Annotated in this window: 16 protein-coding genes; 7 read left to right on the top strand and 9 right to left on the bottom strand. The window is 65.8% G+C overall.

Features of this window, described 5'->3' with window-relative positions; genetic code table 11:
• Positions 1-34: 34 nt before the first annotated feature.
• Positions 35-1,404 (bottom strand): IS3 family transposase gene (locus CYJ10_RS15465; protein WP_374703210.1). Its coding sequence is split into 2 segments (ribosomal slippage): positions 35-936 and positions 936-1,404, totalling 1,371 coding nucleotides; the frame shifts between segments, so codons are not numbered across the junction.
• A 95-nt stretch (positions 1,405-1,499) separates the two neighbouring features.
• On the bottom strand, positions 1,500-2,045 hold the full coding sequence (locus CYJ10_RS15460) for a carboxymuconolactone decarboxylase family protein (RefSeq protein WP_101682356.1): 546 nt from the start codon (positions 2,043-2,045) through the stop codon (positions 1,500-1,502).
• Between the two features lie 189 nt (positions 2,046-2,234).
• Between CYJ10_RS15460 and CYJ10_RS15455 the strand changes: the two genes are divergently transcribed.
• Positions 2,235-3,113, top strand: coding sequence for an AraC family transcriptional regulator (locus CYJ10_RS15455; protein WP_101682355.1), 879 nt, complete (start codon positions 2,235-2,237; stop codon positions 3,111-3,113).
• Here CYJ10_RS15455 and CYJ10_RS15450 read toward each other — a convergent pair.
• From CYJ10_RS15450 to CYJ10_RS15435, 4 genes are all read right to left on the bottom strand, one after another.
• A complete protein-coding gene (locus CYJ10_RS15450) occupies positions 3,110-5,209 on the bottom strand; it encodes a TonB-dependent receptor (protein ID WP_257993350.1) in 2,100 nt (699 codons plus the stop codon). The genes CYJ10_RS15455 and CYJ10_RS15450 overlap by 4 nt on opposite strands.
• Before the next feature lie 260 nt (positions 5,210-5,469).
• Positions 5,470-5,850: a DUF3325 domain-containing protein gene (locus tag CYJ10_RS15445; protein ID WP_257993349.1), complete on the bottom strand. Its 381-nt coding sequence runs from the start codon at positions 5,848-5,850 to the stop codon at positions 5,470-5,472.
• Positions 5,847-7,493: a PepSY-associated TM helix domain-containing protein gene (locus tag CYJ10_RS15440; protein WP_101682353.1), complete on the bottom strand. Its 1,647-nt coding sequence runs from the start codon at positions 7,491-7,493 to the stop codon at positions 5,847-5,849. Before CYJ10_RS15440 ends, CYJ10_RS15445 begins: the two co-directional genes overlap by 4 nt.
• On the bottom strand, positions 7,493-7,792 hold the full coding sequence (locus CYJ10_RS15435; RefSeq protein WP_101682352.1) for a DUF3649 domain-containing protein: 300 nt from the start codon (positions 7,790-7,792) through the stop codon (positions 7,493-7,495). The genes CYJ10_RS15440 and CYJ10_RS15435 overlap by 1 nt, the downstream gene beginning before the upstream one ends.
• A gap of 433 nt (positions 7,793-8,225) precedes the next feature.
• Between CYJ10_RS15435 and CYJ10_RS15430 the strand changes: the two genes are divergently transcribed.
• Positions 8,226-9,704, top strand: coding sequence for a class I adenylate-forming enzyme family protein (locus CYJ10_RS15430; protein WP_101682462.1), 1,479 nt, complete (start codon positions 8,226-8,228; stop codon positions 9,702-9,704).
• Between the two features lie 8 nt (positions 9,705-9,712).
• On the top strand, positions 9,713-10,603 hold the full coding sequence (locus tag CYJ10_RS15425) for an IclR family transcriptional regulator (RefSeq protein WP_101682351.1): 891 nt from the start codon (positions 9,713-9,715) through the stop codon (positions 10,601-10,603).
• 31 nt (positions 10,604-10,634) lie between these two features.
• Here the strand turns inward: CYJ10_RS15425 and CYJ10_RS15420 are convergent, their stop codons facing one another.
• Positions 10,635-11,222, bottom strand: a complete 588-nt coding sequence (locus tag CYJ10_RS15420; RefSeq protein ID WP_257993347.1) for an MgtC/SapB family protein — start codon at positions 11,220-11,222, stop codon at positions 10,635-10,637.
• On the opposite strand from CYJ10_RS15420, the gene CYJ10_RS15415 reads away from it, so the two are divergent.
• From CYJ10_RS15415 to CYJ10_RS15405, 3 genes are all read left to right on the top strand, one after another.
• On the top strand, positions 11,221-11,589 hold the full coding sequence (locus tag CYJ10_RS15415; protein WP_101682350.1) for a 5-carboxymethyl-2-hydroxymuconate Delta-isomerase: 369 nt from the start codon (positions 11,221-11,223) through the stop codon (positions 11,587-11,589). The two genes, CYJ10_RS15420 and CYJ10_RS15415, sit on opposite strands and share 2 nt — an antisense overlap.
• Positions 11,590-11,707: 118 nt before the next feature.
• Positions 11,708-11,947, top strand: a complete 240-nt coding sequence (locus tag CYJ10_RS15410; protein WP_101682349.1) for a DUF2789 domain-containing protein — start codon at positions 11,708-11,710, stop codon at positions 11,945-11,947.
• 152 nt (positions 11,948-12,099) lie between these two features.
• Positions 12,100-12,465: a hypothetical protein gene (locus CYJ10_RS15405; RefSeq protein WP_101682348.1), complete on the top strand. Its 366-nt coding sequence runs from the start codon at positions 12,100-12,102 to the stop codon at positions 12,463-12,465.
• Positions 12,466-12,550: 85 nt separating this feature from the next.
• Here the strand turns inward: CYJ10_RS15405 and garD are convergent, their stop codons facing one another.
• Both garD and CYJ10_RS15395 read right to left on the bottom strand, forming a co-directional pair.
• Positions 12,551-14,140 carry a galactarate dehydratase gene (garD, locus tag CYJ10_RS15400; protein WP_101682347.1) on the bottom strand — a complete coding sequence of 530 codons (1,590 nt, stop codon included), beginning with the start codon at positions 14,138-14,140 and terminating at the stop codon, positions 12,551-12,553.
• A gap of 16 nt (positions 14,141-14,156) precedes the next feature.
• Positions 14,157-15,524: an MFS transporter gene (locus tag CYJ10_RS15395; RefSeq protein WP_101682346.1), complete on the bottom strand. Its 1,368-nt coding sequence runs from the start codon at positions 15,522-15,524 to the stop codon at positions 14,157-14,159.
• A 434-nt stretch (positions 15,525-15,958) separates the two neighbouring features.
• Here CYJ10_RS15395 and kdgD point away from each other — a divergent pair, with 434 nt between their 5' ends.
• Positions 15,959-16,873 (top strand): 5-dehydro-4-deoxyglucarate dehydratase, encoded by a 915-nt coding sequence (gene kdgD / locus CYJ10_RS15390; protein ID WP_101682345.1) that lies wholly within the window; start codon positions 15,959-15,961, stop codon positions 16,871-16,873.
• Positions 16,874-16,924: the final 51 nt, after the last annotated feature.

Genomic DNA, 16,924 nt, shown 5'->3' with positions numbered 1-16,924 from the left:
TGAACTGACCCCAGAAAGTTGGACAGTTGATTTGCTAGGCTAGAGAGGGCTGAGTCCTGTACTTCACGGGACTCAGCCCTTTAAGTTTGAGCTTGATGCGGTCGTGATTGTAATAGTGAATGTATTGGCGCAGGCCTTGCTGTAGCTCCTCGACGCTGGCGAACTTGTTCAGGTAGAAGAACTCGGACTTCAGGGTGCCGAAGAAGCTTTCCATGGTGGCGTTGTCGAGGCAATTGCCCTTGCGGGACATGCTGGGACGGATTCTGCGCTGTTTGAGCATCCGCTGATAGGCCGGCATCTGGTACTGCCAACCCTGATCGGAATGCAGCAGCGGTCGGTCCTTCGGGCTGAGGCGGCGGAACGCCTTCTTCAGCATATTGCTCACCATCTCGAAGGTGGGCCTACGGGCAGTCTCGTAGGCGATGATCTCGCCGTTGTACAGGTCCAGCACCGGGGAGAGGTACAGCTTCTCGCCGGCCACGTTGAATTCGGTCACGTCGGTTACCCACTTCCGATTCGGACGCCTGGCCTGGAATTGCCGTTGCAGAACATTGGGTGCGACACGGCCTACCGTGCCCTTGTAGGAGCGGTATTTCTTCGGCCGGACCAACGACTTCAGTCCCATCTCTCTCATGAGGCGCTGAACCGTCTTGTGGTTGACGATCGTGCCGGTTTGCCGGATTACCGCCGTGATGCGGCGGTAGCCATAACGGCCCATGTGCCGGGCAAAGAGTTCGCGAATGCGCGCTTTCAGCTCCGTATATTTGTCGTGGGCCTGCAGCACGGCCTGCTGGTAGTAGAACGTGCTGCGCGCCAGTCCTGCCACCCTCAGCAAGCCGGCCAACGGGTACTGCTGCCTCAGCTCAAGCACTATTTGCGCTTTTTGGGTTGCGCAGATGTCTTGCTCGCTTGAACCAAGGCGTCGAGCTTTTTTAGGTACGCGTTCTCCATGCGCAGGTAGTCCAACTCTTCAAGGAGTTCTTCGCGCGTGCGCGTCAGGTCGCCTGATGACCGCGATGGCTTTGTCTTGGGAGTCCGTTGTGGCATCTTGCTGGGCCGTCGTCCCCTGGGGCGAGGCGTCAGAGCTTCTAAACCCCCAGCATCATACTGGCGTTCCCACACGCCAATGGCGCCGCTACCGCGGATGTCGAACAGCGCCGCCACTTCCCGATGCGACAAGCCTTGGCGGCGCATCCGCTCAAGCACGGAGAGCTTGAACTCTGCGCTGTAGGTCTTGTACCTGCGCTTGAGACTGGCTTGGCCATGCAGCCGATAGGCTGCAACCCACCGCCGCACCGTCCCCTCGTCAATCCCATAGCGCTTGGCGAGCGCGCCGGCCCCTGCGTGCCCGGTCAGATACTCCTTGATGACCGACAGTCTGAACTGCTCGGTGTACCTATACATGAAAACACCCCAAAAGTTGGTGTCCAACTTTTGGGGTGCAGTTCAGTCATGGCGGCCTTTTTCATGCGCGGTCGACGCGCGGCATCAGCGGGCGATCAGCGGGCCGTGAGGGCTACCGCCGGGAAATCCACGGGCACGGCAAATGCCACGTTGATGTAGTTGGTGAACAGGTTCAGCGCCACATGGGCGACGATCTCGACGATTTCGCCCTCGTTGAAGCCCACTTCGCGCAGGCCAGCCACATCCGCATCGGACACCTGGCCGCGTGCTTCCACGAGTTTCAGCGCGAAGGCCAGCGCGGCCGCCGTCTTGGGATCGTCCGATTGGCCCGACTGTGCAGCCGCCATCTGCTCGGCCGAAGCACCAGCCTTGCGGCCCAGCGCCGTATGCGCGGCCAGGCAGTATTCGCAGCGGTTGCGATCGGCCACCGCCACGGCGATCTGCTCGCCCAGCTTTGCCGGGATCACGCCACCGCCGAGCGCGCCAAACGCGGCCCACATCGACTGCAACGCGGCCGGCGAATTCGACACGGCGCGGAACATCTGGGGCACACCGCCAAAAGCGGACTGGATCTGGGCCAGGGCGGCCTGGCTGCCGGCCGGCGCGGTCTGGGGTTCGGGTACGGAAATACGTGCGGTCATGATGGAATCTCCTGTCGAAGTGATCTGGAAAGGGATCTGGAAAGTGATCGAAATCAGGACGTTGCCGTCCTTGGGTTCCACTATGGCCGCGCCCGGCGTACGATAGGATACCGTCCGTCCCCGAAACGTATCAATTCATCCCAGCAGCCGCCCTCACGTCACAACCACCCAGCCACACCGATCCTGCCCGTGACCACCACCTCCGCGCCGCTTTCCGTCGATCGCCTGTCCGCCCTGCTTGAGCGGTTCCGGATTCAGGCGCACCTGTTCCATACCGGCCCGCTGTGCGGCGTTTCCCGTTTTGATCAGCCCAATCGCGGTTTCCTGCATGTGATGCGCGAAGGCAGCATGACGGTGACGCACCATACCCGGGGTCTGCCCAGACGGCTGGAGATCCGCCAACCATCGCTGCTGTTCTATCCGCGCCCTGCGGTCCACACCTTCCACAATCCGCCAGCCGAAGGGTCGCAGTTTTCCTGTGCCACGCTGGAGTTTGCAGGGGGCGACCGCAACCCGCTGGCGCGCGCCCTGCCGCCGTTGATCGTCCTGCCGCTGGCCGACGTGCCGGGGCTGTCCCCGGCCCTCGCGCTGCTGTTCGCGGAAACCGAGCGGGTGCGTTGCGGCCAGCGCCTGCTGGCGGATCGGCTGTTTGAAGTGGTGGTGATCCAGCTCTTGCGTTGGATGCTCGATCATCCCCAACAGATCGGGATCCAGCCCGGACTCATCACGGGCCTGTCCGACCCGCGCCTGGCGCGGGTGCTGGTGGCCATGCACGAAGCCCCCGGAGACAACTGGAATCTGGAAAAGATGGCGGCCTGCGCGAGCATGTCACGCAGCGCCTTCGCGGCGGCGTTCCGCGACATCGTCGGCCAGACGCCGGCCGACTACCTGACAGACTGGCGCATCAGCCTGGCCCAGAGCCGGCTGCGCGACGGCGCGCAACTCAAGCTGCTGGCCGATGAACTGGGCTATGCCAATCCGTCGGCGCTGTCGCGGGTCTTCCTGGCCAGGGTCGGCCAGTCTCCGCGCGACTGGTTGCGCGCGGAGGCGGCCGGGCACACGCCTTAGTAGTCGACCGTCATCGATACCTTGAACGTACGCGGATTGCCGATATACAGCGTGCTGGCCGAAGTGGACACGCCAGCCCAGTAATCCTTGTTTGCCACGTTCTCCACGGCGGCGCGCAGCGTATAGCGCATCTGCGAGGCCTTGAAGGTGTAACGCGCACCCAGGTCGAAGCGGTTCCACGACGGCAGCGCGATGGTGTTCGTATTGTTCGCGTACTGACGGCCGGTCTGGATGAAGCGGCCCGACATGGTGGCGCCAGCCAGGAACGGCAGGTCGTACTCGCCGCTCAGCGTCATCGTGTAGTTCGGGATGCCAATACCCTTCTTGCCCTCGGTCTGCGCGTTGCCGGTGTTCTGGTACTGCGAGTCGATATACGACACGCCGCCCAGCAGGCGCACGCCGCGAACGGGTTCGCCAAACACGCTGAACTCCACGCCGCGATTGCGCAGGTCCTGCATCCCGAACACGTTGCCCTGCATGGTGGTGCCCTGCGGCTGCTCGATCTGGAAGAACGCCAGCGTCGTGCCGAACGAACCGGCGTCGTACTTCACGCCCGCCTCGTGCTGCTTCGACTTGACCGGCGCGAAGATCTCGCCGCGGTTGACGTTGGTATTGCCCGCCGTCGGACCTTGCGCAAGACCCTGGATGTAGTTGTAGTAGACCGACACGTTCTGCAGCGGCTTGACGACCAGGCCGAACATCGGCGACGTGGCGGAATCGCTATAGTTCGACGTCTGGGCGCCTGTTGCCGTGGCGTAGCCGCGCACGTTGATCACCTGCTGGCGCACGCCGGCGGTCAGCAGCACGCGATCGTTCAGGAAGCCGAGGGTGTCGGACACCGACACGCCGTTGAGGTTGGTCCGCTGCGTCACGTACGGATCGGCCATGTTGCCCGTGGCCGGTGCCGACGGATAGGCCACGACCGGGGCGTTGTACAGATTGGTATCGAACCGGCCCGAGAACTCGAACGCCGTCGCCCTCTTCTGCTCCAGGCCCGACCAGCTCAGGTTGACCGTATGCTTGACCGGCCCGGTCACGAACCGGCCTCGCACGCCCACTTCGCCGGAGAACGTGTCCTGCTCGAACGGCACGGTCAGGCGCGTGGCATAGCCGGTGCCGTCGTTGCCGACGTTGGCCCCGCTATAGCTGCCAAATTCGTTGGTATGGTGACCGCCGAAAGCCGCATAGGCCGTCCAGTCCTTCGTGATGTCGTACTCGGCCCGGATCGTGCCGTAGATATCTTCGAGCGACGAATTGGTCCACGGCTGCGCGAAGTTCGTGGTGGCCGACGGCACCGCCGGCAGCGCCGTGCCAGTCAGGCTGACCGTGCTGCGTCCCTGGTAGATGCGCTGCTTCTGGTAGCCGAAATCGGCATTCACGCGCAGGTTGTCGCCCTGGTAGTCCAGGCCCAGCGTGAACAGGCGTTGCTGGCGGCTTTCGTTGTCGATGGCCGTGTCACCGCCGCGCGCCATGGCATTCACGCGCACGCCGAATTCCTTCTTGTCGCCGAAGCGGCGGCCCACGTCGATGTGGCCGCCGGCCTGGCCATCGCTGGTGTAGTCGAGCGTGCCCTGCGTGATCGGCGCGGCCGTGGCGTACTTCGGCACCAGGTTGATCGCGCCACCCACGGCGGTACCTGAGGCCGATACGCCAGTCAGGAAGGCATTGGCGCCGCGGAACACTTCCACGCGCTCCAGCCCTTCGGTCGACGCCAGCTGACGCGGGGCAATGCCGTAAAGACCGTTGTAGCCGAGGTCATCCGAGCTCAGCGTGAAGCCGCGTACCACGAAGGTTTCGGAAAAGTTGCCGAAGCCCGAACTGACGCGGACGGCCGGATCGTCGGCCAGCACCTGGCCCACCGTATGTGCCTGCTGGTTCTGGATCTGTTCGGCCGTGTACGACGTGACGCTGAACGGCACGTCCATGAAATCCTGGTTGCCCAGTATGCCGATGCGGCCGCCGCGCGCCACCTGGCCACCTGCATACGGCGCGGGCAACTGGTCTGGCGAGGCTTCGCCCTTGACCGTCACCGCCGGCAGCGACTGCTGCGTGGCGGGCGGCGCGGTCTCCTGCGCAAAAGCCAGAGACGGCAGCACGCCTGCGGCAGCCAGCGAGGCGGCCAGGAAGCTGAGTCGGACGGTACGGGATGAACGAGTTGAACGAGAAGCACGCGTGGGACGCGCAGCAGCGCGAGGTACGACAAAAGACAAGATGACACTCCCAAAAGTAAAACGATTGCACTTGCACCGCGGTCCCGATGCGGTGGACTGGCTTGACCCGTGTCCGTGAATGGCGGCATCGCTCTGCCGGCGATGCTCGTTGGTGTTCGTGGTAGTTCTTGGTGGTTCGTAGGCGCCTATGCGAGCCTGAGCCAGGGCGAAACCATGGTGGCCGCCATGCCCAGTGCGATGGACGCCCGCGCCAGTCGCGGCGTGGCGTGCGGCGCCCAGGAAAACGCGCCGACCACGGCCATCGCGCCAAGGGTGAGCAGCCCTGCCCAGTAGACGAAGCCGAAAGCCCAGCCTTCGGCCAGTACGCAGGCGACCAGGGCCAGCGCCAGGGCAATCGTGCCCTGCCAGCGCAGGCGCGCGATCTCGGCCGGCACCGGTACGCTGCCGCGTCCGAACATGTCGGCGTGATGGCGATCCATGGCCTGCGCCAGCCACATGAATCCGCCAATCGCGAAACCCAGCCCCGCCACGCAGGCCGGTCCGACCGGCATCATTGCCACACTCATTGCGACACCTCGCCCGACATCTCGCCCACGCCGGTCACCGCGCGCGGGGCAGCCGCCTTGCGGGGCGCGGCACCACGCTTGCCGAGCATCCTGGCCGCGGCGCCCAGGCCGATGCCGAGCACCAGCACGGTCAGGTCGAAGCCCGCCACAGCCACGGGACCATGGAACAGCGTCACACCAAGGTGGGTGGAGGTGGTCAGCGCGTTCAGCACGGGCAGGCCGGCGAACAGCGCCGCGGCCGCCCACAGCTGCACGCGCCACATCGCTCGCGTCGGGCGCCATTGCGCCAGCAGCGCAGCCAGTGCCCAGGCGCCGAAGAATGCCTGGATCTCGGTGGCCTGGCGTTGCGCCAGATCGACTGGCAGCAAGCGGTTGGCCCAGAAGTAGGCGCCGAATGCGATCGGCAGGCCGGCGATCACGCCCAGATTGAGCGCCTCGACCAGCCGCAGGCCGAACGGCGTGCGTCCCGTGGCGGCAATGCGTTTGGCATGGCTCTGCCGCGTCTTGACCGCCCACAGCAAGGCCCCGGTGGCCACCATCAGGCAGCCCGCAAGACCGGATACGAAGAACAGCGCGCGCAGCAGCGGCGGCGCGAAGTGCGCCACGTGCAGGCCCAGCATCGTCCAGCGCGTGGTGCTGGCCGGTGCCACCTCGTCGCCCAGGGTTGCCTTCAGCTCGCCGGTGGCACCCGCGAAGACCACGGTGGGCGTGGCCGTGCCGAACTGGCGGCCTTCCTCGCGCGCCACGGCGACCGTGGCGTTAGCCTTGTTGGGCGCTTCAACGGTGAGGCGGCGCGGCGCGGCGCCATCCCAGTGCGCCGACGCCTGCGCGATCATCGGCCCGATCGGCGCCAGCGGCGCGGTTTCCGTGGTCGGCTTCACGCGCGGCGCGCGGGCCGCCAGCTCGGCGTTGAATGCCTGCTCGTTCCCCTTGTACACGGCCTGGATGCCCCAGGGCATGTACATGAACAGCAGCGTCACCAAGCCGGTGTACGTAATCATCAGATGGAACGGCAGCGCCAGCACGGCCACGGCGTTATGGGCGTCCAGCCAGGAACGCTGTCCCTTGCGGGCGCGGAACGTGAAGAAGTCCGCGAAGATGCGCCGGTGCGTAATCACGCCGCTGACGATCGCCACCAGCATGAACATCGAGCAGAAGCCGATGATCCAGCGCGCCCAGATCGCGGGCATGTAGTGCAGGTCGAAGTGAAGCCGGTACAGGAACTCGCCGCCGCGCGTCTGGCGCGCGCCCGGAATCGGCTCGCCGGACACCGCGTCGAGCGTGCGGGATTCCAGCCGCGCGCGATTGGACTTGCCGGCGTCCTCGGGCTTGGCCGGGCGCAGCCAGAACATCGAGATCGTGGGATTACGATCGTCGGGCAGCGTCATGAACCAGCGCTCTGCGCCGGGTGCCTCGCGCTGCAGGTAGGCAAAGGCCCGTTCCGCGGCGTCGGCGGCCGGCACCTTGTGGCTCAGCGACGCATGCAGTTCCGGCTTCATCCAGATCGTGATCTCGTCCTTGAAATAGCTGGCGGTGCCACCGCAGAACACCAGGAACAGCACCCAGCACACCAGCAGGCCCGACCACGTATGCAGCCACGCCATCGACTGGCGCAGGCCCTGGCCTTTCTTGAGTTCGGCCATCACGCGCTCCGCAGGGCAAGCCAGCCCACGGCCAGCACGGCAGCGGGCACCGCCAGCCCGATCCACGCGCGCCAGGCCGTGTCGGTGGCAAACACCCAGATCACCGCCAGCGCGAACCACAGGAACGACAGCAGCGTGGACGTGACCACCGCCTCGGCGCGCGCCATGCCAGCCCAGTTCGCCAGCACCAGCGCCAGGCATCCCGTGGCCAGCGCGGCAACGGCATAGCCGCCCAGAATGGCGGCCACCGCCCGCGAGGCAATCGCCATGCGATAGCTGATCGGAACGCCCTGCTTCATGTTTGTACGATGCCCGAAAAAATGTAACGCACATGATAAGCGTTCTCATCTGCATTGTCTTCAAAGACGTACGACAAGCCATGTTTCTGGCCCAAGACATTGGCAGACATGTCGCAAACAAGACAAAACCGGCTCGGCCAGTGCCATGCCGACGCGCCGATATTCGCACAGAGATTTCTCTATCAGTTCTGCCACGCAGAACTAGCGTTCCACCGTGCGGTTGACACTCTCCGGATATCGATGGGACGATGGCCCACATCGAATACCGGCGAGCCAACAGGTCAACGCCGGAGCCTTACCCGGAGACATCATGCGCAGTACCGCTGCACCGGCCGCCCATTCGGGGTCGACCGCCATCTCGGCGCCATCCGGCGCAACCGCTTCCGATTCACCGCTGCCGTTTGCACCCGCGTTCGCCCGTCTGCACCAGACCATGGCGCCGTGGGTGGCCAGCGTGCCCGACCGCATTGCGATCATGGATGCGCACCGGGCCTTGCGATACGCCGAACTCGACGTGGCCGTTCGTGAAACAGCCGCCACGCTGTCCGCCCTGGGCGTGCGTGGGGGCGACCGCGTGGTGCTCGTGACCGAAAACAGCGTGGGCTGCGCGGTGCTGCTGCTGGCACTGAGCGCGATCGACGCCTGGTCGGTGCCCGTCAACGCACGGCTGTCGCAGCGCGAGATCGCCAACATCGTCGAGCACGCCGGCGCACGCGTGACGCTCTATCTCGACAACGACTTCCCCGAAGCGCGCGAGCATGGCCTGGCGCGTGGCGCGCAATGGGTCGAGTGGACGCACGTAGGCAGGCTGCTGGCCAGCGCCATCGACGACGGCGTCGAACCCGAACCCGTGGAGGCCGACCCGCGCCAGCAGGTGGCGGCGATGATCTACACCACGGGCACCACCGGCGCGTCGAAGGCCGTGATGCTGACGCACGCCAACCTGATGTTCATCGGCCATTCCAACCGCATGCAGTCGCGCGTGAAGGCTGGCGACCGCATCTACGGCGTGCTGCCGATCTCGCACGTGTACGGCCTGTCGGTGCTGCTGGTGGGCCCGGTCTCGAACGGCGCGACGGTGTTCTACGAACCGCGTTTCCGCCCCGACAAGCTGGTGCGCACGCTGATCGACGATCAACTGACGGTGCTGCATGGCGTCCCGGCGATGTACGCCAAGATCATCGAATGGGGCCGCGCGAACAACCAGCCGCTGCGCACGCCGTCGCTGCGCATCGCGCAGTCGGGCGGCGCGCCGCTGACGGCATCGCTGAAGGCCACCTTTGAAGACGCGTTCGGCATCGTGCTGAACAATGGCTACGGCATGACCGAGACGTCGCCCACGGTCTGCCAGACCCGCGTGGAGCACCCGCGCAGCGACTGCTCCGTGGGCCCGGCCGTGCCCGACGTGGAAATCCGCCTGGGCAATCCGCTGCCCGACGGCAGTGGCGAACTGCTGGTGCGCGGGCCCAACGTGATGAAGGGCTACTACCGCCGCCCCGACCTGACCGCGCAGACCATCGACAGCGACGGCTGGCTGCATACCGGCGACCTCGCGCGCATCGATGCCGATGGCGCTGTGTCGATCGTCGGCCGCTCGAAGGAAATCATCATCCATTCGGGTTTCAACGTGTACCCGGAGGAAGTGGAGCAATCGCTCAATGCCTTCCCGGCCGTGCTGCAGTCGGCCGTGGTCGGCCGCGCTGTCGAGGGCAACGAGGAAGTGATTGCGTTTGTCGAGGTGCGCAGCGGCATGACGCTGGACGAGGCCGCGCTGCGCGCCTTCCTGCGAGACCAGCTGTCGCCCTACAAGATTCCCGCCGAAATCCGCACGGTGCAGCAGTTGCCTGCCGCACCGTCGGGCAAGATCCTCAAGGCCCGCCTGCGCGAGCAGCTGGCGGCCGGCAACGTGTGAGCAGCCTCATGGAAGACACCCTGACCGAACGGCCGGACGCCGACGACATCCACGACCGCGACGACACGGTCGCCACCGCCGACACTGTCGACCTGCTGGCCGACGCGACCCCGGCAAGGAAGGACAACCGCAAGGAAGACCGCCACTTCGTGACGGCGCTGGCGCGCGGGCTCGACGTACTGGCCTGCTTCCGCGCGTTCGACGCCGAACTCGGCAACGCCGAACTGGCCCAGCGCTGCGGCCTGCCCAAGTCGACGATCTCGCGGCTGACCCACACGCTGACCGAACTCGGCTACCTGCAGGCGCTGACCGACCCCGTGCGTTACCGCCTGGGCAGTTCCGCGCTGGCGCTGGCGCCGGCCGGGCAGCAAGGCGCCGACGTGCTGTCGGTGGCCAAGCCCTTCATGCAGGAACTGGCCGAACTGTCACAGGGCGTGGCATCGCTGATCGTGCGCGATCGCGGCCGCATGCTGATCTACGAAAACTGCCAGTCGGAGAGCTACCTGACGCTGCGCGTGCCGGTGGGCAGCCGGGTTTCCGGCCTGACCACGGCGGCGGGCCGCGCCTATCTGCTGGCCCTGTCGCCCACCGAGCAGCGCCAGGCGCTGACCGCGTTTCGCGCCGACGACAAGGTCAGCGCCGCGCAGGCCGAAGGCATCCTCTCGAACTGCCGCGACGAACAGCGCCGGCTGGGCTGCACGACCTCGTTCGGAGAATGGCTGCCGGACATCAACTCGATTGCACAGGCATTCCGCCCGGGCTCGTCGCTGCCGCCGATGACGCTGAGCTGCAGTGGCCCCAACGCCCTGGTGCCGCCCGCCCATCTGCTGGAAAAGGTCCGGCCGCTGCTGCAGAAACACATCCGCGGCATCGAGGCGGCGCTGGGCGTGGCTGCCTGAAGCGGGACATGACAGGTTTGCCGCCTCGCGCTCAGCGCGGCGGCATGTCGTCCCGGTCGTCGTCGTGTTCCGGCGGCAGCTTCCTGGTCAGCCTGCCATCGAAGCGCGCATGCAGGCTGTTTTCCAGCCTGCCGCCCAGCCTCAGCAACAGCATGCCCAGCGTCAGCGCCATCACCACGATCGCGTAATAGCCGGCGCCCGACGCCGCGCCCAGGATGGCCGCCAGCCAGATGCCCGCCGCCGTGGTCAGCCCTTGCGGCCGGTCATGCACGCCGTGCCGGGCAATCACGCCCACCCCCAGGAAACCCACCCCGGTCAGCAGGCCCTGCAGCACGCGCGACATGGCGTCGGCCGGGTGCCCGTTGAGGGTCACCACGCAAACGGCCGTGGCCGCCCCCAGCGCCACCAGCCCCAGCGTGCGCATGCCGGCCGCCTTGCCGTGGAGGTTGCGGTCCAGACCGATGATGGCGCCCGCGGCGAGTCCGCCCAGCAGGCGCCAGAAGAGTTCCAGCGAGAATTGGTCCATGTCGGCAAGCTTAGCGTGTGACGCGTCGACATGACAGCCGGGATTGCCGTACGATGCGGATTCCCTGCCCTCGTCCCACGGAACCGTTTCCATGCCCCATCTGATTGTTGAAATCACCGAGAACACGCGCCTGACCTGCTCCTTCGAGGAATTGCTGGACGAAGCGAATGCGGCGTTGCTGTCGAGCGGCCAGTTCCAGGAGCCCGACATCAAGTCGCGCTGCGTCACGCTGTCGACGTTCCGCCAGGGCACGGAACCGGCCGATCGCGCCTTCGTGCATGCCACGCTGCAGATCCTGGACGGCCGCGACCAGGCCGTGCGCAAGCAGTTGAGCGAACTGGTGGTCAACGCGATTTCGGAAATGGTGCGCCCGGGCGCGCCGGGGCAGACCGTGCAGGTCACGGTCAATGTCGTGGAAATGGAACGGGCAACGTTCTCGAAGCAGATTGTTGCAGGCTGAACGGCTGGCTGAATGGCCGACTGAAATCCGGACGGCGCGATGCCAGGCGCGCCGATCCTGACCTAAGCTGAAACCTCCGGCAAGCCACGCCGGCCGCCGCCCACCGGGAGACATCGCCATGGACACCCCCTTCCACCCGTTTTCCGACCTCTTCGCACAGCTTGGCCTGCCATCGGACGAGGCCAGCATCCGTGCCTTTATCGGCAAGCATTCGCCCCTGCGGGAAGATGTCGATCTCTGGGATGCGCCCTTCTGGACGCCAGCGCAGGCCACGCTGCTGCGCGACGAGATCGCCGAGGATGCCGACTGGGCCGAGGCCGTCGACCAGCTGAACCTGGCGCTACGCGCGCCCGCCTGAGCGACGACGCGCGCCAGTGGCGCGTAAGACCTTGGGGCGATGGACGTCTGCGCGAAATCGGCGCTACCATCGGATCACCCACCCTCCAGGGTGGTTGCGACCCGCCACCCGCCGCTCAGCGGTGGGCGTGCCAGTACGCCACGGAGATATCCATGCTGCTGCGCCGTCAAGTAAGCCAACTCGCATTGCTCGCAGTCTTGTTCGCCGGTCTGACGCCCCTGTTCCACGGGCATGCGCAGACGCCGCAGTCGTCGCCGGGCGACGCCGCCATCAACGACGCCATTTCCGATGCGGTCCGCCAGGGCTCGATCCGCTTCCAGCCCACCCCGGCGCATCCGCCCACGCTTGAAGAACAGTGCGACCAGCTGGCGCTGCAGATCGGCGAAACGCCGCGCCGCAGCTACCGGCCGTCGAACGCGCCGGTGGAAAACAGCCAGGGCAACGAGATTTCGACGGTCGAACGCGACCGCACCCGGCGGCAACTGCAGAAGGTCTATCAGGAAAAGTGCATGCAGTAGCGGAGCGGCGGGCCGCTCCGGCCTGGAAGGCGGGCACCCGTAATCGGATGCCATAAAAAGCGCCGCCTTCCGCACCTCATTCCACTCAGGTCACCGGCGCCGGGTTGAACAGCGCCAGCGAGTTGTGCAGGCCATGGTGCTCGGCCCAGGTCTTCTTGCGGCCGCTGGCCACGTCGATCATCAGGCGGAACAGCTCCCAGCCCACATCCTCGATGGTGGCTTCGCCCGTGGCGATGCGGCCGGCGTTGACGTCCATCAGGTCGTGCCAGCGGCGCGCCAGGTCGCTGCGCGTGGCCACCTTGATGACAGGCACCTCGGCCAGGCCGTAAGGCGTGCCCCGGCCCGTGGTGAACACGTGCAGGTTCATGCCGGCGGCCAGCTGCAGCGTGCCGCAGATGAAGTCGCTGGCGGGCGTGGCGGCGTAGATCAGGCCCTTGGTGCGGACCTTGTCGCCGGGCGACACCACCCCGGAAATCGGCGCGCTGCCCGACTTCACGATCGACCCCATGGCCTTTTCGACGATGTTCGACAGGCCGCCCTTCTTGTTGCCCGGCGTGGTGTTGGCGCTGCGGTCCACGCGGCCACGGTCCAGGTATTTGTCGTACCAGTCCATCTCGCGGATCATCGCCTCGGCCACTTCGGGCGTGGCGGCGCGCGAGGTCAGCTGGTCGATGCCGTCGCGCACTTCGGTCACTTCCGAGAACATCACCGTCGCGCCGGCGCGCACCAGCAGATCCGTGGCGAAGCCGACGGCCGGGTTGGCCGTGACGCCCGAGAACGCATCGCTGCCGCCGCACTGCACACCCACCACCAGCTCGGAAACAGGCACCGTCACGCGCTTGCGGGCGTTGAGCGCCTCCAGATGCGGAATGGCCATCTGCACGATCGAATCGATCATCGAGCCGAAGCCCACGTGCTTGTCGTCCTGCAGGCAGACCACGCCCACCTGCACTTCGCCGGCACCGGTCTGGATCGGGATCGTGCCCGGCGGCATCAGGCGCTCGGGCTGCAGCTTCTCGCAGCCCAGGCTCACCATCATGGCGGTACCGCCAAAATTCGGATTCAGCGCGATATTGCGCAGCGTGCGGATCGGCACCACGGCGTCGGGCGCATCGATGGCCACGCCGCAGCCGTAGGTGTGTTCCAGCCCGATCACGTCGTCGACGTTCGGATACTTCGGCAGCAGGTCGGCCTTGATGCGCTTGACCGCGTGATCCACCACGCCGGCCACGCACTGCACGGTCTGGGTAATGGCCAGGATGTTGCGGGTGCCCACCGAGCCGTCCGGGTTGCGGAAGCCTTCAAACGTGTAGCCTTCCAGCGGCGGCATCGGCTCGGGCAGGCGCGTGCCGATCGGCAGGTCGGTCAGGCCCGGCGCCACGGGCATCTCGATCACACGCTCGTTGACCCAGCTGCCGCGCGGCAGGTCTTGCAGCGCGTAGCCGATGGTCACGTTGTAGCGGGTTACCGCGTCGCCCTTCTCCAGGTCGGCCAATGCCACCTTGTGGCCCTGCGGCACGCGTTCCACCAGGGTCAGGCCGCACGGGAACACCGTGCCGGCGGGCAGGCCGCCGTCATTGGCGACGATGGCCACGTTGTCATTGGCGTGGATGCGGATGTACAGCGGCGGACGTTGCTCCGCGGCCTGGGCGTTCTGTACCGACAGGTCCGACATGGTGGGGATTCCTTCTTTATTGGGGGTGCTTCAGTTCGACGCGGCGAATGTCCTTGACGATCACCAGGTAGCTCAGCACGGTCACCAGGGCGTTGACGCCCACGAAGACCAGCGCGCCGTTGAACGAGCCCGTGGCGCTCAGGATATAGCCGATCACGATCGGCGTCACGATGCCCGCGATATTGCCAAACGTGTTGAAAATGCTGCCAGCCAGTCCGATCACTTCCTTGGGCGCCGTATCGGCCACCACGGCCCAGCCCAGCGCGCCAATGCCCTTGCCGAAGAACGCCAGCGCCATGATGCCCACGACCAGCCATTCGGCATCGACGTAGTTGCACGCGATCATCGACACCGACAGCAGCATGCCGGCCACGATCGGCACCTTGCGGGCCAGCGTCAGCGAATGGCCGCGGCGCAGCAGCGTGTCGGAGATCACGCCGCCCAGCACGCCGCCCAGAAAACCGCAGATGGCCGGCAGCGAGGCCACGAAACCGGCCTTCAGGATCGACATGCCGCGCGCCTGCACCAGGTACACCGGGAACCACGTCAGGAAGAAGTACGTCAGCACGTTGATGCAGTACTGGCCCAGGTAGACGCCGGCCAGCATGCGGTTGGTCAGCAGCTGCTTGGCGTAGAACCAGCCGGCCGGATTGGCCGACTTGCCGCCCTGCTTCGCTTCGTCGCCTTCGCCCATATGGATCAGGCCGCCGCCCTGCGTGATATGGTCCAGTTCCGCCTGGTTGACGCCGGTGTGCGTGGCCGGGCTGCGCATGACCTTGAGCCAGACCAGCGCCAGCAGCATGCCCATGATGCCCATCCACAGGTACACGTGGTGCCAGCCCCAGGTATGGACGATCCACGCCATCAGCGGCGTGAACACCACGGCGGCAAAGTACTGCGCCGCGTTGAAGATGGCCGATGCCGTGCCGCGCTCGGCGGTCGGGAACCAGCTGGCCACTACCTTGGCGTTGGCCGGGAACGCCGGCGATTCCGCCAGGCCCACGGCAAAGCGCAGCGCGAACAGCACGCTGATGGCCTGGCCGATCGTAGCGAAAACGCCAATCCAGCCTTGCAGCAGCGTGAAGAACGACCACAGGAAAATGCTGAAGGCATAGATGCGGCGTGCGCCGAAACGGTCGAGCAGCCAGCCGCCCGGGATCTGCGCCATCACATAGGCCCAGCTGAAGGCCGAGAAGATGTAGCCCATCTGCACGGCCGAGAAGCCGAACTCCTCGCGCATGGCGGGGCCGGTGATGGACAGCGTGGCACGATCGGCGTAGTTGATCGTGGTCACGATAAAGATCAGGGCAAGGATCCAGTAGCGGACGTTGGTGCGGCGGGCGCCAGTTGCGGCGGCCGCGCTGGAAGTGGGTGTTGCGTTCATCTGGGTCTCCTCACAGCCGGTGGACCTGGATGCGGGAATGCGTCTGGACCGGCTTGTGATATGTCGTCGTACGACCACGATTATAGAGACGGGGTTCCTCCCACTACAGTGCGCGTTTACCCTGAAACGGTGCAATTCGCTGTGTTGCAGTGCATCGGCCGATAGCGCTGCCTTTCAATTGGCTTGCGGCTTTGCGGGGGATTGTGTCCCGTTTGCCACCCTGTCCCGTTCGGCCGCAAAACCGCACCGGCGGCGCCTTCGACACCCCCGGCCACCGGGGTTTTCCCTTGGTTTCAGCCATACCGCTTGCATGGTCAAGTTGTTAGTTGTACGATGACTTATCTCGAAACATCCACAACGATGGACCGAGGTACCAACCGGCCTTGATCCACACCTAAACCACCATTCGCCATGTGGCGATCAGGAAGAGCGACATGACTACACCGCAAGAACTGAAGCAGATTATCTCCGACGGCCTGCTCTCGTTCCCCGTTACCGATTTCGACGCACAGGGCAACTTCCGCGCCGACACCTATATCGAGCGCCTGGAATGGCTGGCGCCGTACGGTGCCTCGGCCCTGTTCGCCGCGGGCGGCACCGGTGAGTTCTTCTCGCTGACGCAACAGGACTACTCGAATGTGATCCGCACCGCGGTGGAAACCTGCCGTGGCAAGGTACCCATCCTGGCCGGCGCCGGCGGCCCGACCCGCGTGGCCATCGAGTACGCCAAGGAAGCCGAGCGCCTGGGCGCGCACGGCATCCTGCTGATGCCGCACTACCTGACCGAAGCCAGCGAAGACGGCATTGCCAACCACATCGAAGAGGTTTGCAAGGCCACCAAGTGCGGCGTGATCGTCTACAACCGCGCCAATTCGCGTATCGGCGCCGACCTGCTGGCCAAGGTCGTGGACAAGTGCCCGAACCTGATCGGTTTCAAGGACGGCGTGGGTGACATCGAGGCCATGGTGCGCGTGCGCCGCAAGCTCGGCGACCGCCTGGCCTACCTGGGTGGCCTGCCCACCGCCGAAGTCTACGCCGCTGCCTACAAGGCGCTGGGCGTGCCCGTGTACTCGTCGGCCGTGTTCAACTTCATCCCGAAGACCGCGATGGACTTCTACCGTGCCGTGGCCGCCGACGACCACGCCACCATCGGCCGCCTGATCGACGATTTCTTCCTGCCGTACCTGGACATCCGCAACCGCAAGCATGGCTACGCCGTGTCGATCGTCAAAGCCGGCGCCAAGCTGGTTGGCCACGACGCAGGCCCGGTGCGCGCGCCGCTGACCGACCTGACCGAGGAAGAAGTGGCCAAGCTGGACGCCCTGATCAAGAAGCTGGGTTCGCAGTAAGCCGTACCGTATTGAGTTGAAGCGTTAAGAGCCGACACACGTCGGCTCTTT

The organism is Cupriavidus pauculus, from assembly GCF_002858765.1.
Lineage (GTDB): Bacteria > Pseudomonadota > Gammaproteobacteria > Burkholderiales > Burkholderiaceae > Cupriavidus > Cupriavidus pauculus_B.
This window is presented reverse-complemented; position numbering and strand designations above follow the sequence as displayed.

Coding starts and splice junctions, on each gene's coding strand:
- CYJ10_RS15460 (WP_101682356.1), bottom strand. CDS start 2,045: ATGACCGCACGTATTTCCGTACCCGAACCCCAGACCGCGCCGGCCGGC.
- CYJ10_RS15445 (WP_257993349.1), bottom strand. CDS start 5,850: ATGAGTGTGGCAATGATGCCGGTCGGACCGGCCTGCGTGGCGGGGCTG.
- CYJ10_RS15440 (WP_101682353.1), bottom strand. CDS start 7,493: ATGGCCGAACTCAAGAAAGGCCAGGGCCTGCGCCAGTCGATGGCGTGG.
- CYJ10_RS15435 (WP_101682352.1), bottom strand. CDS start 7,792: ATGAAGCAGGGCGTTCCGATCAGCTATCGCATGGCGATTGCCTCGCGG.
- CYJ10_RS15430 (WP_101682462.1), top strand. CDS start 8,226: ATGGCGCCGTGGGTGGCCAGCGTGCCCGACCGCATTGCGATCATGGAT.
- CYJ10_RS15425 (WP_101682351.1), top strand. CDS start 9,713: ATGGAAGACACCCTGACCGAACGGCCGGACGCCGACGACATCCACGAC.
- CYJ10_RS15415 (WP_101682350.1), top strand. CDS start 11,221: ATGCCCCATCTGATTGTTGAAATCACCGAGAACACGCGCCTGACCTGC.
- CYJ10_RS15420 (WP_257993347.1), bottom strand. CDS start 11,222: ATGGAAACGGTTCCGTGGGACGAGGGCAGGGAATCCGCATCGTACGGC.
- CYJ10_RS15410 (WP_101682349.1), top strand. CDS start 11,708: ATGGACACCCCCTTCCACCCGTTTTCCGACCTCTTCGCACAGCTTGGC.
- CYJ10_RS15405 (WP_101682348.1), top strand. CDS start 12,100: ATGCTGCTGCGCCGTCAAGTAAGCCAACTCGCATTGCTCGCAGTCTTG.
- garD (WP_101682347.1), bottom strand. CDS start 14,140: ATGTCGGACCTGTCGGTACAGAACGCCCAGGCCGCGGAGCAACGTCCG.
- CYJ10_RS15395 (WP_101682346.1), bottom strand. CDS start 15,524: ATGAACGCAACACCCACTTCCAGCGCGGCCGCCGCAACTGGCGCCCGC.
- kdgD (WP_101682345.1), top strand. CDS start 15,959: ATGACTACACCGCAAGAACTGAAGCAGATTATCTCCGACGGCCTGCTC.